The 25863-nt window shown below is 40.6% G+C and carries 20 protein-coding genes and 2 pseudogenes; 14 read left to right on the top strand and 8 right to left on the bottom strand.

Annotation, left to right across the window (positions count from 1 at the left end; all coding sequences use genetic code 11):
* Window positions 1-110 precede the first annotated feature (110 nt).
* The 5 genes from A3217_RS06610 to A3217_RS09070 all read left to right on the top strand — a co-directional run bounded on the left by A3217_RS06610 (window position 111) and on the right by A3217_RS09070 (window position 7863).
* Complete coding sequence (locus A3217_RS06610; RefSeq protein ID WP_197456881.1) at window positions 111-1457, top strand: autotransporter outer membrane beta-barrel domain-containing protein; 1347 nt, start codon at window positions 111-113, stop codon at window positions 1455-1457.
* A gap of 324 nt (window positions 1458-1781) precedes the next feature.
* Entirely contained in the window at window positions 1782-2846 is a 1065-nt protein-coding gene (locus tag A3217_RS06605) for a beta strand repeat-containing protein (protein WP_066389052.1), read from the top strand.
* Window positions 2815-6012 carry a hypothetical protein gene (locus A3217_RS06600; RefSeq protein WP_066389051.1) on the top strand — a complete coding sequence of 1066 codons (3198 nt, stop codon included), beginning with the start codon at window positions 2815-2817 and terminating at the stop codon, window positions 6010-6012. The genes A3217_RS06605 and A3217_RS06600 overlap by 32 nt, the downstream gene beginning before the upstream one ends.
* A gap of 5 nt (window positions 6013-6017) precedes the next feature.
* The gene (locus tag A3217_RS06595; RefSeq protein WP_066389033.1) at window positions 6018-7424 is read left to right on the top strand and encodes a c-type cytochrome; all 1407 of its coding nucleotides are present in this window, start codon (window positions 6018-6020) and stop codon (window positions 7422-7424) included.
* Between the two features lie 295 nt (window positions 7425-7719).
* Window positions 7720-7863, top strand: a complete 144-nt coding sequence (locus A3217_RS09070; protein ID WP_156471875.1) for a hypothetical protein — start codon at window positions 7720-7722, stop codon at window positions 7861-7863.
* 525 nt (window positions 7864-8388) lie between these two features.
* Here the strand turns inward: A3217_RS09070 and A3217_RS06585 are convergent.
* Genes A3217_RS06585 through A3217_RS06570 form a run of 4 tightly spaced genes read right to left on the bottom strand, consistent with a single transcriptional unit; the run spans window position 8389 to window position 10863 of the window.
* Entirely contained in the window at window positions 8389-8952 is a 564-nt protein-coding gene (locus A3217_RS06585) for a class I SAM-dependent methyltransferase (RefSeq protein WP_066389050.1), read from the bottom strand.
* Window positions 8931-9134 carry a hypothetical protein gene (locus A3217_RS06580; protein WP_066389049.1) on the bottom strand — a complete coding sequence of 68 codons (204 nt, stop codon included), beginning with the start codon at window positions 9132-9134 and terminating at the stop codon, window positions 8931-8933. The genes A3217_RS06585 and A3217_RS06580 overlap by 22 nt, the downstream gene beginning before the upstream one ends.
* Window positions 9135-9186: 52 nt before the next feature.
* Window positions 9187-10326 carry a lipid-A-disaccharide synthase gene (lpxB, locus tag A3217_RS06575; protein WP_066389048.1) on the bottom strand — a complete coding sequence of 380 codons (1140 nt, stop codon included), beginning with the start codon at window positions 10324-10326 and terminating at the stop codon, window positions 9187-9189.
* The gene (locus tag A3217_RS06570; protein WP_066389046.1) at window positions 10327-10863 is read right to left on the bottom strand and encodes a hypothetical protein; all 537 of its coding nucleotides are present in this window, start codon (window positions 10861-10863) and stop codon (window positions 10327-10329) included.
* Window positions 10864-10983: 120 nt separating this feature from the next.
* On the opposite strand from A3217_RS06570, the pseudogene ispG reads away from it, so the two are divergent.
* The 7 genes and pseudogenes from ispG to A3217_RS06535 all read left to right on the top strand — a co-directional run.
* Window positions 10984-12054: pseudogene (gene ispG / locus A3217_RS06565) on the top strand (flavodoxin-dependent (E)-4-hydroxy-3-methylbut-2-enyl-diphosphate synthase); the annotation flags it as partial.
* A gap of 20 nt (window positions 12055-12074) precedes the next feature.
* Complete coding sequence (locus A3217_RS06560) at window positions 12075-13298, top strand: glutamate-5-semialdehyde dehydrogenase (protein ID WP_066389771.1); 1224 nt, start codon at window positions 12075-12077, stop codon at window positions 13296-13298.
* Window positions 13299-13627: 329 nt separating this feature from the next.
* Window positions 13628-14911 carry a phosphoribosylamine--glycine ligase gene (purD, locus tag A3217_RS06555; RefSeq protein WP_066389044.1) on the top strand — a complete coding sequence of 428 codons (1284 nt, stop codon included), beginning with the start codon at window positions 13628-13630 and terminating at the stop codon, window positions 14909-14911.
* Between the two features lie 33 nt (window positions 14912-14944).
* Entirely contained in the window at window positions 14945-15406 is a 462-nt protein-coding gene (locus A3217_RS06550) for an RDD family protein (RefSeq protein ID WP_066389043.1), read from the top strand.
* The gene (locus tag A3217_RS06545) at window positions 15399-17612 is read left to right on the top strand and encodes an LPS-assembly protein LptD (protein WP_066389041.1); all 2214 of its coding nucleotides are present in this window, start codon (window positions 15399-15401) and stop codon (window positions 17610-17612) included. The genes A3217_RS06550 and A3217_RS06545 overlap by 8 nt, the downstream gene beginning before the upstream one ends.
* A 42-nt stretch (window positions 17613-17654) precedes the next feature.
* Window positions 17655-18341, top strand: a complete 687-nt coding sequence (locus A3217_RS06540) for a phosphoribosyltransferase (RefSeq protein WP_066389040.1) — start codon at window positions 17655-17657, stop codon at window positions 18339-18341.
* The gene (locus A3217_RS06535) at window positions 18338-20419 is read left to right on the top strand and encodes a polyribonucleotide nucleotidyltransferase (protein WP_066389039.1); all 2082 of its coding nucleotides are present in this window, start codon (window positions 18338-18340) and stop codon (window positions 20417-20419) included. The genes A3217_RS06540 and A3217_RS06535 overlap by 4 nt, the downstream gene beginning before the upstream one ends.
* An 8-nt stretch (window positions 20420-20427) precedes the next feature.
* Here the strand turns inward: A3217_RS06535 and A3217_RS06530 are convergent, their stop codons facing one another.
* From A3217_RS06530 to A3217_RS06520, 3 genes are read right to left on the bottom strand one after another with little or no spacing between them, the layout of a single operon-like run.
* Window positions 20428-20868: a PaaI family thioesterase gene (locus A3217_RS06530; RefSeq protein ID WP_066389038.1), complete on the bottom strand. Its 441-nt coding sequence runs from the start codon at window positions 20866-20868 to the stop codon at window positions 20428-20430.
* Between the two features lie 9 nt (window positions 20869-20877).
* The gene (gene cmoB / locus A3217_RS06525; protein WP_156471876.1) at window positions 20878-21855 is read right to left on the bottom strand and encodes a tRNA 5-methoxyuridine(34)/uridine 5-oxyacetic acid(34) synthase CmoB; all 978 of its coding nucleotides are present in this window, start codon (window positions 21853-21855) and stop codon (window positions 20878-20880) included.
* Entirely contained in the window at window positions 21845-22873 is a 1029-nt protein-coding gene (locus A3217_RS06520) for a hypothetical protein (RefSeq protein ID WP_066389037.1), read from the bottom strand. Before A3217_RS06520 ends, cmoB begins: the two co-directional genes overlap by 11 nt.
* Window positions 22874-23021: 148 nt before the next feature.
* Between A3217_RS06520 and rnc the strand changes: the two are divergent.
* Window positions 23022-23675 (top strand): annotated as a pseudogene (gene rnc / locus A3217_RS06515) (ribonuclease III); the annotation flags it as partial.
* Window positions 23676-23809: 134 nt separating this feature from the next.
* Window positions 23810-24901 carry a chorismate synthase gene (gene aroC, locus A3217_RS06510; RefSeq protein ID WP_066389035.1) on the top strand — a complete coding sequence of 364 codons (1092 nt, stop codon included), beginning with the start codon at window positions 23810-23812 and terminating at the stop codon, window positions 24899-24901.
* Window positions 24902-25464: 563 nt separating this feature from the next.
* Here aroC and A3217_RS09065 read toward each other — a convergent pair.
* Window positions 25465-25608 (bottom strand): hypothetical protein, encoded by a 144-nt coding sequence (locus tag A3217_RS09065; protein WP_156471875.1) that lies wholly within the window; start codon window positions 25606-25608, stop codon window positions 25465-25467.
* Window positions 25609-25863: the final 255 nt, after the last annotated feature.

Raw genomic sequence — 25863 nt, 5'->3', positions numbered from 1 at the left:
CGCCACTAGCGTGAATTTTTAAGTGAAATTATACATTCTAGTAAATCGTTTTAAGATAATATCCATATTTCAAGCTTTGATAGGAAGTTATATAAATGGGGGCAATGGAAATGCAAATAGACACGCACGAGGACAAAAAGCTACAAATAGAGACACAAAAGAAATTACAAAAGAATCTAGAGAGCAAGGAGATAAAGCGCACAAAGCAACTATTACCCCCCCCCCCCCCGAGACCTAGCCAAGCCTTATCTTTTCATTACATTTCTATAAAATCTAATGATAAAGCAACGACAACTTCGCGATTAAACAATCTCAAACACTACAAACAAAATAAAAAATCACAAAACACAAAGCCTCACCACGCAAAGCACCTAAGCTCTAAACCTTATCTCTTTTTCCCTATATTCCTATTCTCTTCCTATACCCCAGCCTTAAGCCAAAGTAACGACCTCTCAATGTATTGCGATACAGCAACACGCACTCAAAATAGATGCGATATAAACCGAGCTTTCAATGTTAGGCAAACTTTCACCAATCAAATAGGAACAGCAGATACTTACCTCACCATAAATGCCAATATCAATGCCAGTGGCTGGAGCAGGGGTTCTTTTATCACAAACAATGACACTACCTCTGCATTCTATTTAACAGTGCAACAAGGAGCATCTTTAAATAACACAAATGTGAGAGGCACCACAGTGTTTGGTTCAGCGAGAAACACTACCTCAATCATAGAAAACCACGGCAAAATTGGCATGGGCAATTCAACTTCTACTACTTGGGATAGAGATGCTCAGCGCAGTATGGGGGCTAGTGGTAATCTTACTATGACAAATAGTGTTACAGGACAAGTCGCTCGTATAACTGTTTCTTATGGCAGTCACACTATTAGCAACCAAGGAATTTTCAACGAAATAGCTATACAAGCTGGTAGCACAGCAAATATAACTAACGCTGGCACTATCACTGCTCTCATCAGCTCTAGCACTATCGCTAACCTCACAAACCAAAACAATGGGCGCATAGCCACTTTAACAAACACTGGTGCTATCACTACCTTAAATAACCAAAACAACGCCACTATCACAACCCTTACAAACCAACAAGGTGCTGAGATAACAACATTAAACAATCAAGGCACTATAACCACCCTAAATAACAACAATAGCGCTACACTCGCAACATTAAACAATCAAGGCACTATAAATACTTTCAGCATCTCTGGTGGTAATCTTAGACAAGGCACAAACTCTGGAAACATAGGGACTTTTACTGTAGCAGACAATCAAAATCAAGGCATAAACGCCGTAGTAACTAGCTTCACAAACCAACAAGGTGGGAGAATAACAACCCTTACCAACCAACAAGGTGGTGAGATTCAAACCTTAACTAATGGAAGGCACTATAACAACCCTTACCAACCAAACAAATGGACAAATAGCCACTTTAACAAATAATGGCACAATCACAAATGGTCATAACCAACCAATGCCACCGCCACCATTACCACCTTAAACAACAACGCAAACCTAAGTTCTGTAACCAACTCTGGCACTATCACAACCTTAACCAATCAAAACAACGGCACACTAACCACCCTTACAAACAATGCCAACGCCTTAATTACTACACTAAACAACACCGCAGGCTCTACTATCACTAGAATCGCCAATAACACCAACGCACAAATAAACACTCTTAATAACTTTGGGAATCTCCCTGAACTTTTTAACGACAGAGCTGGGAGTATTGCTAATTTCAACAACACAGGAACATTAGCCTTGCTAGATAATGTGGGCGATATCACCACTCTTGAAAATCAAGCTGGAGGCACTATCACCACACTAGAAAATAAGGCTGGAGGTAACATCACAACCTTAACCAATCAAAACAACGGCACACTAACCACCCTTAACAATCACGGCAACATAACACAATCTCTTAATAACGCTGGCACAATCACCACTTTAATCAATGAAGCTAACGCACAGATTCAAAGCTTAACCAACCAACAAGGTGGCACTATCACTACTTTAACCACACAAGCAAACTCTACTATCACCACCTTAACCAATGAAGCCAACGCACAGATTCAAAGCTTAATCAACAATTCTCAAGGCACTATCACCAATTTCAACAACACTGGAGGCACTATCACCACACTAGAAAATAAGGCTGGAGGTAACATCACAACCTTAACCAATCAAAACAACGCCACACTAACCACCCTTAACAATCACGGCAACATAACACAATCTCTTAATAACGCTGGCACAATCACCACTTTAATCAATGAAGCTAACGCACAGATTCAAAGCTTAACCAACCAAACAAATGGACGCATAGCCACTTTAACAAATAATGGCACAATCACAAATGGCATAACTAACCAAGGAGAAATGCAAAACCTACACAATAATTTTGACTTAAGCTCTATTACAAATACTGGGAGTATCAATGAGTTAAACAACGCTAGCAACATAACCATAACAACACTCACCAACCAAACAAATGGACGCATCACAACCTTAAATAACTCTGGCACATTCACCACTCTTAATAACCAAAGCACGATAGACACACTAACTAACCTTACCGACGCAACACTTACCACACTTAATAACACAGGCACTATCACCACACTAGATAATGAGGCTCAAGGCTCTATAACTAGCTTAAATAACCAAGCAAATGGAAATATCGCCACGTTGATAAATGCTGGCACAATAGGCACAGCTGGGGCTACCACTACCAATCAAGGCAGCATTACACAATTAGAAAACACTGGGACAATCTACCAACTCACCAATGCCAATGGGTGGAAATATCGCCACGATACTCAATAATGGCACGCTCACAGGAGGACTCACAAACCAAGAGGGCGGGAGTATCGGCACTTTCACACATGCATCTACCACAGTTTTAGATTCTCTCACAAACATTGGCTCTATGGATACTATTAATAACCAAAATGCCCAAATCACAGCTATCACAAACCAAACAGGCACAACCACTCACGGAAGCATTAATAACCTAAACAACCAAAATGCCCAAATCACCACTCTTACAAACCAAGCAAATACACAAATTACTAACCTAAATAACTCTAACTCCACACTTACCACACTTAATAATACAGGCACTATCACTACACTTTCAAATGCGGACAACTCCATACTAACCGCACTTAATAACCAAGCAAACGCCTTAATTACTACACTAAATAACACTACAGGCTCTACGCTTACCACACTTACAAACAATGCAAATGCACAAATTACTAACCTAAATAACTCCGCTATATTAACCACACTCAATAACCAAGCAAATGCCACGATAGATACACTTAGCAACTTTGACACACTTACAACTCTGACAAACGCGGGCAATATAGCTACACTTAATAATACAAACAACGCTACACTCACAACCCTTACAAACTCTGGGAATATAAATCAACTCAACAACATAGCAAATGCCACACTTACCACATTAAACAACCAAACAAACGCGCAGATTCAAGAGCTTAATAACAATGCTGGGCTTCTAAATGCACTTACAAATGCTGGAACTATTGATAATCTAAATAATACAAACAACGCTACACTCACAACCCTTACAAACAATAGCGAAATCACAAACCTAAACAATGCCGCTAGAGTTATCACACTAGATAATGAAGCAAACGCGCAGATTCAAAGGCTTAATAACTCTGGCATTCTTACCACGCTTACTAATAAAACAAATGCACAAATTACTACACTCTCAAACTCTGGCACACTAAATACCCTTCACAATCAAACAGCCGCCACACTAGAGACACTTGAGAACACAAACAATATCACCACTCTTGAAAATCAAGCCGGAAGCACACTCACCACACTAAATAACAACACAGGGACTATCTCTACCCTAAACAATGCTGGCACACTCACCACACTTAACAACAACGCTAACATTACAACTCTCACCAACACAGGCACACTCACCACACTTAGCAATGGTGCATTTATCTCTAACCTAACACAGAATACAGCCAATGCACTCACCTACTCAACAAACCAAGATGGCTATGTCCATACTCTTGATTTACAAAGCGGAAGCATAACCATAAATGATGAGCTCTACATAGGTAGAAATAGACATAAACAAGGCACACTTGCCACAGGTGCAAGTATTATCAACGCACTAGGCAGACAAGGAAGCAACCAAGTAAAAGAAGGCGCACTCACCATAGCCACAAACTCCACTATCAACGCACAAGATAAAACAATAAGCGTGTATGGAACTCTCAATAATCAAGGCACGATACAAGTAGGCGAGCTTATCTTAACGCGAGGCATATCTAACCCACAAGCGCTTCTTGCCCAATATAGTGGCAGTCATATCAATGGCACTATCAACAATAGCAATAACAACGGCTCAAATATCACACTTCAAAATTGGGTGCTAGAACTCACACAAGTTGCCTCCGACTATAATGACAAAACCAAAGCCAAAGACGCAGACACCAAGGGACATATTATTATGGATAAGAATGTAACCATAGGTAATCTAAAAACAGGCACAAGGTTTGGTGCTGATGGAAGCAGTGTATTAGATAGAGAGGCAGGTATCTTAATCATCGCAGACACAGACAAATGGGAAGAAAAATACAACTATGAAGCCCTCTTTTTGAAAAACGACAATGGCGCGCTCACCACAGCTTTAAAAGAAATTAGAAACCTTGATGGCGAAATTGTGAATAAAACAGACCAATATGGCAAAGAGACACAAACTAAGGCTGAAAATTTAGGAGGAGAAGCGACTTTGAGTATCCAAGCCCTCCGCAATCTCTACACCCCACAAAGCACTGTGAAAATCATAGATTTGCAAGATGGCTTTGCTGTGGGCTTAGAGCCTAAGGGTTCTCCATCAGAAACACTCTCTACTATTTTGCTTAATGGTGCTATCGCTAACAACTTGCTTATAAGCAACCTCATAGATTCTATGAGTAGGAGAATGTTTCATAAAAGCCTAGAACACAGAAAAGGTCAAACATATAGTGTAATGTCAAAAAGCGTAGATGAACAAGGCAAAAGAGTGAAAGACAAAAACGATATACTCGTCCCCTTGGCATACAATAACATCGATATGCTCCAAGAAGCAGATATGATTTATTCCCCTCACGCTGCAAACTCTTCTTATCAAGCTTTCTTTCTACCCCTTAGTCGCTACACTACTTCTAAGCTAGAGGGAGGCTTTAGCGGTAATGAATTCATCGCTGGAGCTTTAATGGGAGGCTTTTTAAACCTTAAATCTCACGGAAGCTTGGGATTTTACGCAGGGTATGAGAGTGGGCATGGCACAATAGGACGAAGTGATGGTAATGCAAAAATCAAGCATAGCAATGTCCTAGCAGGACTGCACTACTACAAAACCTTTTATACAAAAGATATGCGAGAATACTACTTCAAAGCAATCTTTCACGCTCAAAACCAACGTCCAGACTTTGAAGTGTATCGCAGCATAGCTGGTGATAGTGCTGTTGATAAAATCTCTGCCTTTGGGATAGATGCAGAAATGCGCTTAGGAGCCACCCTCTATAATGTATTCAAAAATAGCGCGCTTAGTCCTGAAGTAGGTCTTGGCTATGGACTACTTCATATTGCTCCCTTTAGCCTTACCTATGAAAGCACAGTCTTGCAAAATGAAACTTTCCCAGCCCATAGCTTTCATATCCCATATGTGCATGCTAAAGTGCGCTACATTAAAGCATTTGCTAACAACAAACGATATAGCATTCTCCTAGGTGGGAGATATAACATCGATTCTGTGCATAGTGCTAGCGTGCAGATAGGAGATTTTAAGGCGAGTTCATCATTTAATGTCCCAGCACTCGTAGGGCTAGCAGGGGCGAGTTTCTCATATTCACTCGGCAAACGTTCTGAAATCGCTGCCCAGCTTGATGGTGCTTTCTCTGTTTGGCAGTTAAGTGGTTCTCTCTCTGTACGTTATAGCGTATGGTGGTAAGGTTTATGAAAGGTTTGAAAACAAGATTTATGCAAGCATTAGAATCTAAACGCACTCACACGCAACAAACCATACAATCCGCAAAAAAAAGCCTAAAAAACACAATGATTTATGCAAAATCCATCTTGCATATTGCTTTATTCTCAAACATTATGCTCTTTGCCTTGCTTTTCACCACAAGCTATACAAACGACTATGACCGCGCAATCGCCCAATCCCTCAAAAGCGGAGGTAAGCTCTATCAAAAGGCTTGTGCTTCTTGTCACGGTAGGAAAGGGAGGACCTTGCCTCCGGGTGCGCACTTTAGCATACCAATAATAGAGCGAAGTCAAGGAGAACTAGTTTCTCTACTTAATTCCTACCGCACAGGAGCAGTAGATACAGGTGGCGCAAAAGGAACTATGAGTGCAAATCTTATGCGTTATAAATTTAGCGATACAGATATAGAAAACATAGCCTACTATGTGGCAAGTCTAAACCCAACTCCCCCCGTGCTTCAAGGCTATTACTATCAAGTAGCAGCTTATCATAATGAAGTTCCAGAAGAGATTTTAGCGCGCATTGCAGAACGTGATTATGTAGTGCATACCACAGAATACAATGGAAAAGAACTCAAACGATATCTCATAGGTCCTTATGTGGATACCCAAAGTATGCAAGCAGACAAAGAATATATAGCAGAACTCACAGAACACACCCATGTGCAAAAAAAGATGAAACCACTTGTGCGCTATATGAGTAGCGATAATGAAATATTTTCCCTTGAAAAAGACTACGAGCTTAAAGATTCTCTAGGAGTGTCCTTGCAAACCCCACAATTATATAGAGCAGAAAACAACCTAACTACAAAAAACAAAGCAGACGATACACACGAGACGCAAAACCCAGAATCCAAAGAGAGTGAAACCAACACAACTAAAGAAGACCTAGAAGTTTCGCAAGATTCCCTAGATGAAGCAAAGGCACAATCCCAAGAGCAAGAAAAAGAGGAATATTCTATAACAGAGTCCCAAGATACGCAGAGCTTAGCATCACAAGATTCTACGCTTAAGGCACTCTTTAAGTTTGAAACAGACGCACTAGGGCTAGATGAAGAGCAAGAGGGAGAGGGAGAAATGTCGATTCCAAATGGGTATTACTACATACTTGCCACTTATGCTAAAACCATACCGCTAGACACATTAGAGAAACTCAAAGACGAGGATTACAAACTATTCACACGAGGGGATTATGTGCATATACTCATAGGTGGCTATGATACCAAAAGCACCCTTTTATCGCATAAAGCAAAGGCAAATGCCCTAACCAAAGCCTTGCATATCCACAAATATCAAGACCAAAAGCCTAGAGTCATATTTATAGAATCTGGCAAGATAAAAGAGTTGTATTTGAAAGAGAATAATAAAAAGTAGTAGAGAGCAGCACCTTTATAATGTATAAAAGTATAGAATCTCAAACATTACCCAAAAACATTTAGTGTTTGAGTAAAACTCCAAACTTATTTTTACTACTCTTGGACTCTTGAAAAATCTCTTAAGGATTCTTTGCTTGTGTTAGATTCTTCGCTTATGCTCAGAATGACAAGAGGAGTCAGAATGACGAGGCTTCTTTTTTGTCATTTTGAGGGAGTGAAATGACTGAAAAATCTCTTAAAGATTCTTTGCTAGATTCTTCGCTTATGCTCAGAATGACAAAAAAAAGGGGAGTATGATAAAAAAGGGGAGTATGATTAAAGGGAGTCAGAATCTTAAAGTGAGTCAATATGACAAAGGACTCGATACGACAAACCCTTACCTTGTCATTCTGAGCCTTCCCTTTTGTCATTACCCCCCTTGTCATTCTGAGCGGTAGCGAAGAATCTATGTTTTTTTCTTAGAAACTAAATACCCCAAACCGCGTTGCAGAATCCACAGAATCTTAACAATCAAAACACGCCGAGTATGCACGCGAAGCGGAGCTTGTCAGGGGGCTTTGTTCTTGTAAGTGATACATTTTAAGGAATAGATGCGGAGCTGAAGCGGGATTCATTTCCGCGAGGCGATACAATTATATGGACAGGCGATACAATCTAAAGGAATAGAATCTAAATTCTAAAAACTAAGATATTAAGATATTTCGCTTGCGCTCAATATGACAAAATATATTTCATTCTGAGCCTTTAGGCGAAGAATCTAAGGATTCTAAAACAACATTACAGAATCTTGGAATCCAATCAGCCAAAACGCGTTGAGTATGCGCGAATACAATCTAAAGGAATAGAATCTAAAAAGTCGCATTTAGTAGAGATTAAAAAACTAAAATAGTTTAGTTTTATAACTTTTTCTTATATTTTCTTAGATATGTGGTGGTGTGGCATTTTAGCAAAATTCGTGTGCTTTAGCCTGCGGCTAAGGCTTTAAGCTCGTAGCTAAAAACTTGCGGGCTTGGCGCATGAAAGCTAGAGTTTGTGATTTTATTCCAAAATTTCATGCGCAAAGCATATATTTTAAGAAATATTTTGCGTATAAAGCGTTTATACCCCTTGCTTCCAGCAAGCGCGTCTTTATCTATAATCTCTACATTCTTAAACCCTGCCATTTTTAGCACATATATTAAGCTTCCAGAAGTAAAAAGCGTGTTGTGAGTCCAGTCCTCATACGCCCAATAGCAACCTGTATGCGACTGCGCGTTTGGCACTGCAACAAAAAGTTTGCCGTCTTTGGTGAGGAGATTCTCTCTAAAATGCTTTAGAGTAGGGATTACAAGCTCTTTTGGCAAATGCTCTAAAACATGTGTGGTGATGATAAGGTCAAATTTTTCTTGCGGTTTAAAATCAAAAATATCATCAACAAGCGCGCATTCTATCCCAAGTGAGCGCACATAATCAATCGCCCTTTTGTTGATATCAATCCCAAAAAGAGAGTAGTTTTCTTTAGGATTTAAAGTATCCCCCCCCCCCAATTGCTATTTTCTGTAAGGCTTTTATTTTTTATTGCTTGGAGTGTTTGCCCAAACCCACAGCCAAAATCTAAGATTCTAGCTTGTGGTTTCAAAGACTTTAGAATCTCCTCAAAATATGGTGCGAGGACTGCATTTTCATAGGTTTCTTCACTTATGCCTCTTGCTTCAAAATATTCACTCATTTTTGCTCCTTTTTTTGTTTATTTACAGAATCTAAGTGCATTGTAGCAAAAATCAGCTTAGCAAAATCTCTGCCACACAGCTTGAACTACCGCATTTTAGGTATTCTCTAAGTTTTGTGCAATGTGTGGCGAAGTCTTTGAAATCAAAATTTTTGTAAGTTTCTAAGAGACTTTTTACATTCAAATCTTTTTGAATAAGCTCTTTGTGCAGACGCGTATTTCCATTGCCAGCGCGCTCACCTTGCAATGCTTGAAAAAGGATATTTGCTAACCCTATCACTTTTAAGCGCACAAAAAAGCGCAAGAGGTGAAATTCTAGCGCGCGCATACGATAGGCTAGCACAAAAGGCGCACCAAGAATGCTTGCCTGCAAAGTCGCTGTGCCTGAGCAAATAAAGGCAAACTCGCAAATCCTAAGCTCATTTATAGAATCAAAACTCAAAGCAAAATCCCAAATACCCTCTCCATAGATATTTTGCAACTCTTCTTGTGTGAGATTCTCAAAATGTTTTGGTAATGCGAGAATCTTTTGCTTCCCATTCAAGTGTTTCCCAAGCTCCACAAATAGCGGAAAAACGCGCTTTATCTCGCCCTTGCGACTGCCGGGCATAAAAAGCACACGTCCATTTTCGCGCGCAATTTGTTCCAAAGGCAATTCATCTAAAAGCGGATTCCCCACATAGTGCGCCCTGCCTTCTTTAAACGCATTTGGGTAAAATGCAATTTCAAAAGGCAAAATCGCGCAAAGCCTATCAAAGATTTTTTCAAGCTCTCTTGCACGCCAGCTTTTCCACGCCCACACCTGCGGAAGAATGTAATAAATAATTTGCGGAATAGCCTGCCCGTGCACTCTAAGCTTTTTTAAGCCCTTTGCTAGCGGGATATGAAAACTTGAGCTATCAAGCAAAAGCACCTTATCACAAGTGCTAGCAAGCTCTATCATTTCCTTATTGACGCGCTTATAAAAAAATATCTTTTTTAGCACATCTACAAAGCCCATCGCGGCAAAATCGCTCATTTCATAGCAAGAATTTGCGCTTAGATTCTCACAAGCGACAAAAGCTCTTTTTTCAAAAATCCCAACAATCTCAATGCGCGTCATTCTAGCTCCTGCAAGCTTGTCTAGCTCTAATGCAAGCGGGCGTAAATGGATATTTGCACTCGGCTCTAGCGCGCTTATGAAAAGTCGCATTTAAAGCACCTTTTTAGATTTTTTGGCTTTTTGTGCGAGATTGGCGGTGGTGTTTGGAGAATCTAGGTGCGCGCTAGAAAGCTCACTTTCACGCTTTTCTAGTTGTATTTCTTGCTTCAAATCGCGTAGCTCGATACTTAGGCGCTTGTTTTCTAACTCTAACTCAAGGATTTTTTGTTGCATTGCATTTGGCGAAAGTGGATTCTCTGCGGAGGCTGGATTCTCTACAGGAGATTGCAAGATGTTATTTTCTAAAGCTTCATTTTTAAGAATCTGGCTTTTTGTTTCATTAGTTGAACTCTGCGTGTTGGAGAGCTTTTGAGATAGCTCCTTTTGACTTTGTGAAATCTGCTCTCTTAGGCTTTTAAGCTCTTCTTTTGCCTTTGAAATATCCTCTTCATACTGCGCGACTTGCTCTCTAAAATTTGCTCTATGACGTTCAAAAATCTCCACAATCTCCCACAAACTCCCGCTTGCTAAATCATATTGTAAAAATTCTTTAAAAATATGAGAGTCAAGTTCTTGTTTGCTTTGCATTGCGCTTCCTTTAAGCTTACTTTGGGTGATTGTAGCAAAAACAATTCCGCTATTTCATCATTCTTTTTATGTTACAATGCGCGCGATTTTTCGGATTCTTCAAGCACACCTAAGGACTTTGTTATGCAACGTTATAAAACCAAACAAATTTTTGTTGGAAATGTCGCCGTTGGTGGCGATGCGCCTATTTCAATCCAAAGTATGACTTTTAGCAAAACCTGTGATATTCCCGACACAAAAGCCCAAATCGATAGATTAGCACTTGCGGGTGCGGATATTGTGCGTGTGGCAGTGAGTGATGAAAATGACGCAAACGCGCTCAAAGAGTTAAAAAAAGTTTCTCCTCTTCCCTTGGTGGCGGATATCCACTTTCGCTACCGCTTCGCGCTCATCGCTGCGGAATCTGTGGATTGTATCCGCATAAATCCCGGAAATATTGGTAGCAAGGATAAAATCAAGGCTGTGGCTGATGCGTGCAATGCGCGCGGGATTCCTATTCGCATTGGCGTAAATGGTGGGAGTTTGGAAAAGCGCTTTGAGCGCAAATACGGCGCGACACCGCAAGGTATGATAGAATCCGCGATGTATAACATCAAGCTTTTAGAGGATTTTGGTTTTGATAACATCAAGGTTTCACTCAAGGCAAGTGATGTTATCCGCACAATGCAGGCATATCGTGGGCTTAGAGAAAAGGTAGAATATCCCTTTCATCTAGGCGTAACGGAGGCGGGGCTATTTGTGCATTCTGCGGTGAAGTCTGCTATGGCACTTGGGGGCTTATTGATGGAGGGTATTGGCGATACGATGCGCTGCTCAATAACCGGCGAGCTGGAGGAAGAAGTCAATCTTGCAAGAATGATTCTAAAATATAGCGGAAGGCAAAAGCAGGGTATTACGCTTATTTCCTGCCCTACTTGTGGGCGCATTGAAGCGGATTTGGTAAAAGCGGTGCGCGAAGTGGAGCAAAAAATCTCGCATATCAAAACGCCTCTGCAAGTAAGCGTGATGGGCTGTGTGGTAAATGCGCTAGGAGAGGCAAAGCACGCAGATATTGCCATTGCTTTTGGGAACAAAGAAGGAATGATTATTAAAGCTGGCGAAGTCATAGGGAAATATAAAGAATCTGAGATTTTAGATATTTTTATCAAAGAGGTGCAGGAGCTCGCTAAAGAGCGCGAAAAAATGGCATAAATATTCTTAGGGGAGAAATGATGGAGCAGATTTTGCGTAAGGCACAAAAAGCAAAAGATATTTTAAACACGCTTAGCATCGCACAAAGAAACGCATTTTTACAACTTTGCGCACAGAATCTCTTGCGTGATAGCGCAAAAATCTTGCAAGCAAACAAGAGGGATTTGCAATCCCCTCACGCACAAAAATTAAGCGAATCTGCACGCAATCGCCTAAAACTTAGCGAATCTAAACTGCGCGCGATGGCAGATTCTTTATTGCAAATTGCAAGTCTTAAAGATCCGTTGCATAGAATCTTGGAAGGCTGGGAAATGCCTAGTGGCATACGCATACAAAAGGTGAGCGTGCCTATTGGCGTGATTGGCGTGATTTATGAATCGCGCCCAAATGTTACAAGCGATGTAAGCGCGCTGTGCTTTAAAAGTGGGAATGTTTGCGTGCTAAAAGGTGGCAAAGAGGCGTTAGAATCAAATAAGGCGATTTTAGATTCCCTTCATAACGCCCTGCGCGCGCATAATCTGCCCTTAGAGTGCATTAATATGCTTGCAACCCACGATGAAGTCAAGGAGTTTTTAGCCCAAGATTGTTATATCGATTTGCTTATCCCGCGTGGAGGTGAGGGGCTGATACGTTTTGTGAGTGAGCATTCGCGTATTCCTATTATCAAGCACGATAAAGGCGTGTGTCATTTGTATATCAATAAAAATTACTCGCTTGATTTTGCGCTTTCTATTGCCCTTGATTCTAAAACAAGCTATCCTTCCGCGTGCAACGCTATTGAGACGCTTTTATGCGATAGAGAGATAAAAAAAGAGTTTTTGCCAAAATTAGCCCACACTTTGCGAGAATCTGGCACAAAGCTTTTGGCTGAAGATGAAGTGGCTGAAATTATTCCCATTGATGGCGCGCCTAGTTTTGAGACAGAGTGGGGCGCGAATGTGCTCAATATCAAAATCGTAGAAAACATAGACGAGGCGATTACGCATATCAATACTTTTGGCTCGGGGCATAGCGATAGTATCATCACAAATGATGTGCGCGCGCAAGAGCAGTTTTTAGAAAGTGTGCAAAGTGCGTGTGTGTATGCAAATGCTTCAACGCGCTTTAGCGATGGTGGGGAGTTTGGCTTTGGCGCGGAAGTGGGAATCTCTACGAGCAAACTGCACGCGCGCGGACCTATGGGGCTAGATTCTCTCACAAGCTACAAGTATAAAATAACCGCGCTTGGCGCAGTGCGAGGTTAAAAGCTTTATGTGAATTTTAGCTTAAAGTGCTTATAATTCCCCCGCCTAGATAGCGCGCTTTTCTCACATAAAATAACGCGAGTCTGTTACTAAAAAAGTTTTTTGGGACAGCGTAGAGTTTCTGTGTGTTCGGTATTTTCGTCTGAGCTTGATAAAAGTGAGAATCTGCCGCCTAAGTGAAACCTCCTCTCCTTAGTTTGTTTTCTTTTTTAGGCTTTGCTAACTTTTAGAGTAACGCCTATCTGGGTGCTTTCAATGATATTTTTATAACTTTAAAGAATCTAAAAATCCGATGATATAAATGAAATCTAGCTTTTAAGGACATTTACATGCAAAAAATCCTCATTATCGGTAGTGGTGGGCGTGAATACGCGCTTGGTTTGGCTTTGAGTAAAGATTCTCGCGTGAGCGCGCTGTATTTTGCGCCCGGAAATGGTGCAAGTAGCTTGCTTGGCACAAATATCACTTATAGCGACAATAACGAGCTTTTAGCTCATTGCAAGAATCTAGGAATCACGCTTGTTGTGATTGGTCCTGAAGAGCCATTGACAAAAGGCGTAAGCGACTTTTTGCGCGAAAATGGTATTGCGTGTTTTGGTCCAAGCAAAAGTGCGGCACGTCTGGAGGGTAGCAAGGCATTTATGAAGGAATTTGCCTCACGGCATAAAATCCCAACCGCGCGCTATTTGCAAAGCAGTGATATACAAGAAATTGAATTTTTTATTGCTTCTCTCACCCCGCCAATTGTAGTGAAGGCTGATGGGTTGTGCGCAGGCAAAGGCGTCATCATCGCACAAAGCGCACAAGAAGCAATCAAAGAAGCGCAAAATATGCTAAGTGGAGAATCTTTTGGCGCAGCTGGTGCGCGTGTGGTGGTGGAGGAATATTTAGACGGATTTGAGCTCTCTGTCTTTGCGCTAAGCAATGGCAAGGATTGCGTTATTTTAAATCCTGCGCAAGACCACAAGCGATTAAAAGATAATGATAAAGGTCCAAATACCGGTGGAATGGGCGCTTACACGCCAACTCCGATGTGTGATAGCGCGCTTTTTGAGTGTATTAAAACAGAGATTATAAATCCCGCAATCTCTGGTATGGCACAAGATGGGAATCCTTTTGTGGGCGTGCTTTTTGGTGGCATTATGGTGGTGGAGGAAAATGGTGCGTTAAAGCCATATCTGCTTGAATTTAATGTGCGCTTTGGCGACCCTGAATGTGAGGTGCTTTTGCCTTGTTTGAAAACGCCTTTGCTTGATATTTTGCTAGCGGAGAATTTGCAAAAAGTGGAGTTTGAGAATCTTCATAGCGTCGGCGTTGTGGTGGCTTCAAAAGATTATCCTTATAAAAATAGCGCACCGCAGGCAATCACAATAAAAGATTTTGATAAAAACCTTGGGCATATTGTCTATGCGGGTGTGAAAAAAGAAGGCGAGCGACTTTTTGCAAGTGGTGGGCGTGTGCTTGTGAGCGTTGGCATTGGGGAGAGTTTAAAACAAGCGCAAAAAAATGCCTATGAGATTCTAAAAAGTGTGCATTTTGAAGGAATGCAATTTCGCAAAGATATTGCAGCGCGCGGATTGGCGTATTTAGATTCTAAACAAAAAGCGCATTAAAGCTTTAAGACAAATTTTATGGATAGCTAAAAAATGGAGAACAAAATACAAAGCCTATTAGAGCGCGAGGGCTTGGAGTTGGCAAGTCTAAAGGCGCGTTTTTTGGCGTATGTGCTGGATTATTTTTTAGTGAGTTTTTTATTTTTATTTTTGGTTTGGGATTTTGTTGCAAGTGTGCAGGGGGATATTGCAAAATCTACGCAATTTTTTTTGCAATTTAGCCCACTTTATATTCTCTGTAATCTTTCCTATGAGGTGATTTTCATACATTTTTATGGTGCGACTTTGGGAAAAATCCTTTTTAAGGTGCGCGTTGTGAGTGTTGATTATGTGGATAATCCAAGTTTTCTTATCTCCTTTGTGCGCGCGATTTTAAAGCTTATTGGAAGTAAATTGTTTTATATCACCTATATTTTTGCCTTTGATGATACTTTCAAGCGCACTTTGCACGATAGGCTTGCAAAAACCATTGTTATAAGCATCGCACATGCTTAGGGTTCTCTGCTTTTTTTTGCTCTTCTTGCAATGTGCGCAGATTCTCGCTGAAGACGCGCAAGAGGATAAAAACAAGGTTTTTGAACTCTCTGCAAACAATGTTACGAGTGAAGGCTCTCTAGCAATCGCGCAAGGCAATGCCTTTATCTTAAGCGAAGATTTGTATATGTATGCGGATAAAATCACCTATGATAGGGAAACAAAATTTGCCACTTTAGAAGGGAATGTCAGAATCTATCGTGGCAAAAGCCTCTTTGTCGATGCCTCGCGTGTGGAAATGGATATGCAAACAAAGCTTACGATTTTACGCCCTGCGTATTTGCAAAGTGAAAATGGAATTTGGGTTTCAGCTGATGAACTCAAAAGTGAAGATAAAATGTATAGATTCAAAAAAGCTATGATTTCAGGCTGTGATATACAATTTCCCATTTGGCATTTAAATGCCACTTCTGGCATTTACAATTCTCAAAAAGAGTTTGCAAGCGCTTGGAATTCTAGGCTTTATATTGGCTCGCTACCGATTTTTTATCTCCCTTATTTTACCTTTCCTACTTCTACAAAGCGTCGTAGTGGGCTTTTAATCCCAGAGCTTGGTAGCACAAGTCGCGATGGCTTTATTTATATGCAGCCACTTTATATCGCGCCTTACGCGCAATGGGATTTGACACTCACGCCGCAGTATCGCAGTGAGCGCGGGAATGGCGGGAATTATGAGTTTAGAATCGCAGATGAAAAAAATAGTATCGCGCGCTTGCAAATTGGGTATTTTGAGCAACACAAAGAATATGTGAAAGATTATAAGCTATACAATCGCTATATTTCAGGCTTTGAGTTTGATTACTCGCGCAGTGGAGTTTTAGAGCCTCTTTTTACAAATTATAAAGACAATTTTTATGCTTCAGTGATATATATGAATGACTTAGAATATATGCGCTTAAAAAAGCTTAATGGCGTTTATAACACGCGCCTTAACACTTCGCGCATAAATTACTTTGGGCAAAATGGAAATAATTATGTGGGAGTGTATTTTAAATATTTTTTAGATTTATCACAAGCGGATAATTTTAGCACGCTTCAAACCCTGCCAAATGCGCAATATCACCATTATATCGATACGTTTTTTTTGCGCAATCTCTATTATAGCCTTGATGTGCAGAGTAAAAATATTACAAGACAAGAAGGCTATACTTATCTACAAAACTCTATTTCCTTGCCTGTTGGGGTTACGACAACTTTATTGAAAGATTATGCAAGTGTAAATGGCAAGCTTGATTTATTTGCAAGTCAAATCGGGCTTAATAATATACAAGGAATCTTAGAGCCAACTTCAAGGGCGCAGATTGAAAACAAAATGGATTATGCCTATGCAAACTATGAAATCGCGCTAAATTCTGATGTCGCAAAAGCGTATAAAAACTTTTTTCATTCAATCCATTTTGAGGGGATTTATAACGCGCCAATGTATCGCTATGCTTCTAAGGCACTAGATTCTAACGCGTATGAAGCGTATAGCGCATTAGCTAAAAGTATGAGTTCTAGCGCTTTAGCAATGTATTGGAATCCAAATGATATTACAGATTTAAGCGCGACACAATCAAAAATGGATTTGAAATTTTCGACTTATTTTTATAATAACTCTGGCAAGGAATTATTATTCTATCGCGCGTATCAAAGGATTTTCACGCAAGATCACGCCCTAACGCTCAATCAATCCTTGCGTCAGGAAATCGGCGCAAACCTCTTTAATGGATTAACGCTTACAACAAATCTTTTTTATTCCCATTATGTTAAGGCTTTTGAGGAAGCCTCTGTAACGCTTAATTTTAATAAATTTGGAATCTCGGGTAATTTGAATTACTTTTTCAAGCTAGATTCTAATGTTTTGCGTAGTGGTGTGTATAATGCAAACGCGAATAACTCATCATTTTTGCGCGCGAGTTTGCGTTATAATTTTGGGTATTTTCAATTTAGCGGGAATATGGGCTATGATGTGCAAAATGAATATTTGCGCGATTGGTATGTGATTCTCTCGCGTGATATTCGCTGTTTTGGTATCGCGCTAAAAATCGCAGCTGATGTGCGCCCTATCCTTACGACAAATGTGGATAATCCCATTAACACAATCTCAAATCAGTATATAAAAATCGAATTTCGCTTTGTCCCGCTTGCGGGGATTGGATTTACCCAGCGCTTGCAAAGCCAGTAAGTGCGTGTGTCGTAATTTATACAATTTTGGTAGGAGGAATTTTTGGAGGTTTCACATCTTTTATTTGAAAACAGACAAGAAGCGTTAGATAAGCTCTTAGATGTGATAGCTTTGCAGAATCTTTGGCTAGATTCTAGCGTGATTGTAGCGACTAGTTTTGATGGATTGTATTTTGCTGATAGTTTGGCTAAAAAGTTAAAATTGCGCCTTGATTATCTTTTCACCCAAACTATTTGCGCCCCGCTTAATAATGAATGTCAAATCGCTATTGTCAGCGAGGAGCTAGATATTGTGATGAATGAAAATCTCATCAATAGCTTTGAAATTAGCCTTGATTATGTCTATGGTGAGGCGAAGCGTCAGTATGAGGAGAACATTTTGCAAGCGCGCTACAAATACCGCAAGGGTGAGCCACTCACAACGCTAAAAGATAAAGATGTTTTATTGATTGATCAAGGAATCCACACAGGGCTTACCGCGCTTTGTGCGATTAAAACCTGCATTAATCTAGGTGCGCGCAGTGTGCGCGTGGCGACTCCGATTTTGCCTACAAGCGTTTGCGAGGAGCTAAAGCAGGTGTGTGATGATGTGCTGTATGTAGAAAGCATCGAGCATTTCGTGCAGGTAGGGCATTATTACAGGGAGTTGCCACCCATTGACGCCAAGCTTATTGAAGAGATTTTGCAATCAAGTCTCCAAACTCAACACAAAGGATTCTTAGAGCAATGAAAATTCTGCAAATACAAACAACAAACCTAAATGAAGGCTATAACTTTGAAAGTCTCGCACACGCAAGCAATGGCGCAGTATTTTACACCTGCGGGAAAAGCGCATTTTTGGCTACGATATGTGTGGATTCTAAGCAAATGGATGGTGATTTCGTGCCACTAAGCGTGCAATATATCCAAAAAGCCTATGCGGCAGGAAAATTCCCAGCAGGATTTATCAAGCGCGAGGGCAAGCCTAGTGAGTTTGAGATTCTCACTTCAAGGCTTATTGATAGGACTTTGCGCCCATTATTTCCAAAGGGCTATGGTTATAATACGCATATTGTGGTGCAAACACTTAGTTATGATGGGGAATGTGATTTAGCACTTTGCGCGCTTAGGGCAGCATCTAGCGCGCTTTTTGTTTCAAACATTGGCATTAAAGGCGTGCAAAAAGAATTGGTGAGTGCTGTAAGGATTGGGCGCGTTGATGGGGAATTTATCATAAATCCAAACAGAATCCAGCGCGAAAAAAGCACATTAGATTTGTTTGTAAGTGGCAAGGGCGATGAGCTTTTGATGATAGAGATGAACTCTATCGCGCAAAATGAAAGCGCAAATCTTTTGAGCGAAGAGCTTACCTTGCAAGCGCTAGAGTTGGCAAAGCAAAGCATTAAAGAGACTTGCGCGCGTTTAGAATCTGCTTTTATGCCTTTTCAAAAACCTTCAATGCAATTAGAGCTTAAGCAAGAAATTTGCACCGCGCTAGAGTTTTTGCGCGCACATTGTGAGGAGAGCGTCAAAGAGGCGATTAAAAATGCTTCAAAAAGTGAGCGCGCTGATGCGTTTGATGAGATTATCGCGTTTTTGGTGGCGCATGGCTTTGAACTAGAAGATTCTAAGCGCAGTCTTGGCGTGTATAAGCGCGCGCTTGTGCGTGAGATGATTTTGCAAGAAAAAAGACGCGCTGATGGTAGAGGGCTTGAAAATGTGCGTGAGATTAGTATTGAGACAAATCTCTTGCCTTGCGCGCACGGAAGCGCACTTTTTACGCGCGGACAGACGCAAGCGCTTGTAGTTTGCACGTTAGGGGGCGAAAATGACGCGCAGATTAAAGAATCTCTTTCCCAAAATATTTTAAAAGAAAAGTTTTTATTCCATTACAATTTTCCGCCTTTTAGCGTTGGCGAAACTGATATGATAGGCTCACCCGGTAGGCGCGAGCTAGGACACGGAAATCTTGCCAGAAAAGCTTTGGGTGCAAGTATCGCGCCAACAAACAACACCATTAGGCTTGTGTCTGAAATCTTAGAATCTAATGGCTCAAGCTCAATGGCAAGCGTGTGCGGCGGTTCTTTGGCACTTTATGCAAGCGGAGTGGAGATGTATAATCTCATCGCGGGCGTAGCAATGGGGCTAGTAAGCGAAGGCGAAAAATACGCGATTTTAAGCGATATTACGGGATTAGAAGACCACGATGGCGATATGGATTTTAAAGTCGCGGGCGATGAATGGGGCATTAGTGCATTGCAAATGGATATTAAACTCGGTGGCATACAAAGTGAGATTCTCTACCAAGCACTTTTGCAAGCAAAGCGCGCAAGGGCGCATATTTTAGGCATTATGAAAGAGGCGTTAAAAGAGATAAAGCCAAATTACGACATTTTGCCAAAATCAGAATCTTTTGCCATCGCGCCACAAAAAATCGTGCTAGTCATTGGCTCTGGGGGCAAGATGATAAAAAGCATTATCGAACGTTTTGGGGTGAGCATTGATTTGGAGCGCGAAAGTGGCATAGTTAGGATAAATGGCGCGAATACTCAAAATATAGCGCAGGCAAAAGAGTTTATTTTGAATCTCATCAAAGAAGTGGATTTTAGCGCGTATAAAATAGGCACGGAATTTGTGGGGAAAATTAAACGCGTGCTTGATTTTGGCGCGTTTGTGGAGCTGCCAAATGGGGGCGATGGCTTGGTGCATATTAGCAAAATAAGCGATGATAAGACAAAAAGGGCGCAGGATTTTTTCACGCAAGGGCAGGAGCTTAAATGCGTGATTGTGGGGATTAATAAAGATAAAGTCGAGCTTGATATAAGATAAAAGCCTTGTTACTTCTCAAGCTTGTCAAGCGCTATGCTAAAAGGCGCTTTATCAAACACCGCGATATGAAAGATAGAATCAAAAATTTTAATATCTAGCAAAAAGCCCTCAACTTTTACCTCGCATTTTTTTGTGTCATTTTGCAAGGCGGTAGCTTTGAAAAATACCTCGTGTCCTAGCTCAATGGGGGAGAGAAACTTCACATCTGCGGCAATCATAATGCTATGCTTTTTATTTATCGCCACCATTGCCGCATAGCTTGCTGCGCTAAAAAGATAGCCTGAATGTATGAGCCTATTATTCCCATCAATATCTGCAATCATCTTTTCATCTGGCACGAAACGCACATACGCCCTTCCCTTTGTGTTCTCTATCACATCGCCACAAGAATGCAGCCTCGTGCAAATGAGTAATTCATCACTATCAATTTGTTCTTGTTGTGAATCCATAGTTTTTCCTTATTTTTTCTTAACTCTAAAATACCCGCGAATAGGTGGTGCGTAGCCCTCTATTGTAGCATTTTCATCAGCTCGCAAGAATGAATCTAAACTCATTCCATCAATCCACTCACTTTTGCGCTGTTCTTGTGTGGTGGTTTGCTTAATACTTAGAATCTCAAAATCTCTAAATCCCGCACGCTCGCACCAGCCTTGCAATGCAGGAATACTTGGGATAAAATACACATTACTCATTTTAGCATAAGAGTGTTTAGGGCATAAACAAATTTCCTCATTGCTTTCTATAATCAGGCTATCAATATATGCTTCCCCACCACTTTTTAAACAAAAGCTAAGATTTTTTAAACTCGCAATAGGGTCGCTTCGATGATACAGCACGCCGAGCAAAAACGCACAATCAAATTTTTTCCCAAATGCAGTGCAGAAATCCCGCACATACTCAATCCCTAGTGGATAGTAAGAAATAGCACTTTTTACAAAAAAGTTAATAAACTCAAACTGCATCAAAAATAGCGCGCTTGGGTCAAAGCCACACAAATTTTTTGGCTTAAATTTCAGCATTTCAAAAAGATAGTAGCCATTATTGCAACCTATATCAAGCACTTCTTTGTCTTGCAAATCCAAAAAGGGTGCGAGGAGATTAAACTTGATAAAACTCTGCCATTCAGAATCTATTTTCAAATCCTCGATAAAAAATGGTCCTTTGCGCCAAGGTTTTAACATTTTTGCAGATTCTAAAATGAGAGCCTTTTCTTGCGCGCTTAGTGGGCTTTGCGCTTTTAAAATCACGCCTTGTATGTTTGTGGATTCTTGCAAAACAAAGTGTGTTTGCAGAGATTTAAGAGAATCTAGCGCGCGGGAGAATTGCTCTATTTGCTTTTTATGCGACTTTTTAAACGCACTTAGTGCGCGCTCAATATTTTTCCTAGCAAGATTTGTAGATTCCATTTTTTCTAAAACTCCACTATTAAAACTCATCAAAAAGACTACGTTCTAAACGCGGTTTGTGTTTTTCTAAAAGCGAAAAAAGCTCGCCATCATCAATGCCAAAAATAAGCATAAAGTTAAACTCTTTATTTTTAATCAGTGAAATAATCTCGCTTTTTTTGTTGTAGCAAGTAATGCTTTGTGATGGGTTTTCGGCCTTATATGACTTTGGCACAAGGCAGGCAAGCTTCCCCCACCGCGCGTATTCTAAAAAATAATCAATATATTTTGTAAAAAGTATAGAATCTTTGCAAGTAATAAGCACCTGTTGGCTTTGTCCGTAGTCGCAAAGATTTAAGAATCTATCCACAAAATTTGGCTTTAAAAACGCGATTTCCTTAAAATATGAAAGCTCAAAACTCACTCTCTCTTGCTCGCACACTGCCACAAGAGCGCTCAAATCATCAACAAACAAATAAGGCAAATGCAATAAATACTCGCGCACAGCATAAAAAAATCTCACATCAAAAAGCGTATAAGAGATGAGGTTAAAAGGCGTGCTTAGGGGCTTTATGGGCGTGAGATTTTCAAAGCTTAGCTCTAGGATTTTTTGAGAATCTGTAAAAATAGTGGTGATTTCATTGTTAAAAGATTCCAAAAGTGCGTCTTTATCATTTCCCACAAAGGCTTTTTTATCTGTGATGATTTCTTTTGCAATTGCGAACTGCACGCTATTTAACGCAATGACATTGGTGCTAAAGAAAAGTATTTTATAGCGGATTAAGCGCGCTATGCAAGAGGGTAAATCCTGCACTTCAATCCACGCAATTTCATTTTGCGCGTTTATAAGTCCTTTGAAATTTTGCGCCATTTGCTTGGTGAGTGCGATTCCATATGCGCCATTTTTGATTGCTTGGGTGATTTGTGCAGAATCTAGCGTTTGTGGCGCGATAAAAAGCCAGCCATTTCGTATTTTTTCTAATCTTAGGCTAAATCCATTAAATGCGCTAATGCTAGGCGTATTTAAAAGCACGCCATTAAGAGCACTTACAGCTTCTGCTACCCGCATACAATCCCTTAATTTTTTATAAGATTTATGCGCAGATTCTATACTAATTTCACTTTGTGAATTTTTAAGTCAAATCTGCTACAATACCCGCTTCCTGTTCCTCGTAAAAACCCTAAATGTTGGAGTTATTTTGAAAAATCATTTAGATATGCTTGAAAAAAAATTACAATATCAGTTTAAAGACCCAAACTTACTCATACAAGCCCTCACGCATAGGAGTTGCAAAAGTCGGCTTAATAATGAGCGTTTGGAGTTTTTGGGCGATGCAGTGCTTGATTTGCTCGTGGGGGAATATTTGTTTAAAAAGTTTGAAAATGCCACGGAGGGCGACCTTTCAAAACTTAGAGCAAGCATTGTTAATGAGCAGGGATTTATGAAGTTAGCCCTAGAGCTTGATTTAGGAAAATATCTTTTTATCTCGCAAAGCGAGGAGTACAACGCAGGGCGCAAAAAGCCTTCAATTCTTTCAAATGCGTTTGAGGCAATCATCGGCGCGATTTATTTAGAATCTGGAATCCAAAGTGCCGCAAAAATCACATACAGGCTTTTGGAATCTTGCTATGAAAGAATTGATTTAAGCTTGACAAGCGATTATAAAACATTGTTGCAGGAGGTTACGCAATCGCGCTTTGGGGAGATTCCAAGATATGAGCTTATTTCACAAAGCGGACCTGATCACCAAAAGATTTTTGAAGTGGCAGTGATTATTGGAGAAATGGAATATGCGCGTTGCATTGGGAACTCTAAAAAAGTCGCGCAGCAAAAATGCGCGCATATCGCTTATAATGCGTTACAAAAAAATGAGCAAGATTTTTCTCGCGCGCGCGTGCGAGATTGCGTAAAAGAAAATTTTGCACAGGAAGGTTTTATAGAAAATTGTCAAAATATTTGGGGAGAGTCAAATAAATTTAGCAAGAAAAAGCAGGGTAAAAAGAAATGAATAGTTTTGGTATGCGTCTAAAATTAAGCACTTTTGGGGAATCTCACGGCGCTGGTGTGGGGTGTGTGATAGATGGACTACCGGCAGGACTTAGTATTGATATGGATTTTATCAGTGAGGAAATGCGCCTAAGACAGGGCGGTTCAGTCTTTGCCACGTCAAGAAAAGAACCAGATATTGTGGAAATTCTAAGTGGTGTGTTTGAGGGGAAAAGCACCGGTGCGCCCCTTGCGCTTTTTATCAAAAATACCGCGCAAAAAAGCGGGGATTATGAGAATCTTAAAAGTGTTTTTCGCCCCGGACACGCAGATTTTACTTATTTTAAAAAATATGGTGTGCGTGATTATCGCGGTGGTGGAAGAAGCTCGGCTAGGGAAAGCGCGGCAAGAGTGGCAGCAGGTGCAATCGCAAAACTTTTACTAAAAGAATTTAATATCCGCATTGGCGGGGGTGTTTTGGGCGTTGGCGGGATAGAATCCGCGCACTTTGATTTTAGTGAATCTGAATGCCAAAAAGCGCGAGATTCTCAAATTTTTGCGCTTGATTGCACACAGGAGTCAGCGCAAAAAGAGGCGATAAAAAATGCGCGCGCAAATAATGATAGTATCGGTGGCGTGGCACTTATAAAGGCTTTTGGCGTGCCTGTTGGACTAGGAGAGCCACTTTTTGGGAAGTTAGATTCTCAAATCGGCGCGCTTATGCTTGGGCTTAATGGTGTGAAAGCGGTGGAAATTGGCGAAGGCGCGAATGCAAGCAGATTGAAGGGAAGTCAAAATAATGATTGTATGAACGCGCAGGGCTTTTGTTCTAATCATAGCGGAGGTATGCTTGGTGGCATTAGCAATGGAGAGGAAATCATCGTACGCGTGTATTTCAAGCCCACACCTAGTATTTTTCTTACCCAAAGCACACAAACCACAAGCACAGAAGTTGTGCAAATGCAGCTCAAAGGGCGACACGATCCTTGCATTGCGGTGCGCGGGAGCATTGTCGCGCAGGCGCAATTAGCACTTATCCTCGCGGATTTATTGCTTTGCAATGCCACGGCAAATATGCGAAATCTCCATTTGGTATATTCTCGCAACTAAACCCCCTGTAAGCAATCTGCCCCTTGCTTTTTAGAGCGTATCGCTTTGCTAAAATCTTGCAATCAGTAATAACCGCGCCCGAGTGCGAACGTAAGCGATATAACTTAAAGGAATGGATTCTAAAGCCACCGACAGCATTACAGAAATCTTAGATTCTATTCCTTTAGATTGTATTCGCGCATACTCAACGCGTTTTGGCTGATTGGATTCCAAGATTCTGTAATGTTGTTTTAGAATCCTTAGATTCTTCGCCTAAAGGCTCAGAATGAAATATATTTTGTCATATTGAGCGCAAGCGAAATATCTTAATATCTTAGTTTTTAGAATTTAGATTCTATTCCTTTAGATTGTATCGCCTGTCCATATAATTGTATCGCCTCGCGGAAATGAATCCCGCTTCAGCTCCGCATCTATTCCTTAAAATGTATCACTTACAAGAACAAAGCCCCCTGACAAGCTCCGCTTCGCGTGCATACTCGGCGTGTTTTGATTGTTAAGATTCTGTGGATTCTGCAACGCGGTTTGGGGTATTTAGTTTCTAAGAAAAAAACATAGATTCTTCGCTACCGCTCAGAATGACAAGGGGGGTAATGACAAAAGGGAAGGCTCAGAATGACAAGGTAAGGGTTTGTCGTATCGAGTCCTTTGTCATATTGACTCACTTTAAGATTCTGACTCCCTTTAATCATACTCCCCTTTTTTATCATACTCCCCTTTTTTTTGTCATTCTGAGCATAAGCGAAGAATCTAGCAAAGAATCTTTAAGAGATTTTTCAGTCATTTCACTCCCTCAAAATGACAAAAAAGAAGCCTCGTCATTCTGACTCCTCTTGTCATTCTGAGCATAAGCGAAGAATCTAACACAAGCAAAGAATCCTTAAGAGATTTTTCAAGAGTCCAAGAGTAGTAAAAATAAGTTTGGAGTTTTACTCAAACACTAAATGTTTTTGGGTAATGTTTGA

The sequence above is a fragment of the Helicobacter himalayensis genome (assembly GCF_001602095.1).
GTDB lineage: Bacteria > Campylobacterota > Campylobacteria > Campylobacterales > Helicobacteraceae > Helicobacter_F > Helicobacter_F himalayensis.
The sequence above is the reverse complement of the archived record's forward strand: the minus strand, read 5'-3'. Positions and strand labels throughout refer to the sequence as shown.

Excerpts from the sequence above, each read along its gene's own strand:
- A3217_RS06570 (WP_066389046.1), bottom strand. The coding sequence starts at position 10,863 with ATGCAAAGCAAACAAGAACTTGACTCTCATATTTTTAAAGAATTTTTA.
- A3217_RS06560 (WP_066389771.1), top strand. The coding sequence starts at position 12,075 with ATGGAGCAGATTTTGCGTAAGGCACAAAAAGCAAAAGATATTTTAAAC.
- A3217_RS06580 (WP_066389049.1), bottom strand. The coding sequence starts at position 9,134 with ATGAGTGAATATTTTGAAGCAAGAGGCATAAGTGAAGAAACCTATGAA.
- purD (WP_066389044.1), top strand. The coding sequence starts at position 13,628 with ATGCAAAAAATCCTCATTATCGGTAGTGGTGGGCGTGAATACGCGCTT.
- A3217_RS06610 (WP_197456881.1), top strand. The coding sequence starts at position 111 with ATGCAAATAGACACGCACGAGGACAAAAAGCTACAAATAGAGACACAA.
- A3217_RS09070 (WP_156471875.1), top strand. The coding sequence starts at position 7,720 with ATGATAAAAAAGGGGAGTATGATTAAAGGGAGTCAGAATCTTAAAGTG.
- A3217_RS06600 (WP_066389051.1), top strand. The coding sequence starts at position 2,815 with ATGGGTGGAAATATCGCCACGATACTCAATAATGGCACGCTCACAGGA.
- A3217_RS06550 (WP_066389043.1), top strand. The coding sequence starts at position 14,945 with ATGGAGAACAAAATACAAAGCCTATTAGAGCGCGAGGGCTTGGAGTTG.
- aroC (WP_066389035.1), top strand. The coding sequence starts at position 23,810 with ATGAATAGTTTTGGTATGCGTCTAAAATTAAGCACTTTTGGGGAATCT.
- A3217_RS09065 (WP_156471875.1), bottom strand. The coding sequence starts at position 25,608 with ATGATAAAAAAGGGGAGTATGATTAAAGGGAGTCAGAATCTTAAAGTG.
- A3217_RS06535 (WP_066389039.1), top strand. The coding sequence starts at position 18,338 with ATGAAAATTCTGCAAATACAAACAACAAACCTAAATGAAGGCTATAAC.
- lpxB (WP_066389048.1), bottom strand. The coding sequence starts at position 10,326 with ATGCGACTTTTCATAAGCGCGCTAGAGCCGAGTGCAAATATCCATTTA.
- A3217_RS06530 (WP_066389038.1), bottom strand. The coding sequence starts at position 20,868 with ATGGATTCACAACAAGAACAAATTGATAGTGATGAATTACTCATTTGC.
- A3217_RS06595 (WP_066389033.1), top strand. The coding sequence starts at position 6,018 with ATGAAAGGTTTGAAAACAAGATTTATGCAAGCATTAGAATCTAAACGC.
- A3217_RS06520 (WP_066389037.1), bottom strand. The coding sequence starts at position 22,873 with ATGCGGGTAGCAGAAGCTGTAAGTGCTCTTAATGGCGTGCTTTTAAAT.
- A3217_RS06545 (WP_066389041.1), top strand. The coding sequence starts at position 15,399 with ATGCTTAGGGTTCTCTGCTTTTTTTTGCTCTTCTTGCAATGTGCGCAG.
- cmoB (WP_156471876.1), bottom strand. The coding sequence starts at position 21,855 with ATGAGTTTTAATAGTGGAGTTTTAGAAAAAATGGAATCTACAAATCTT.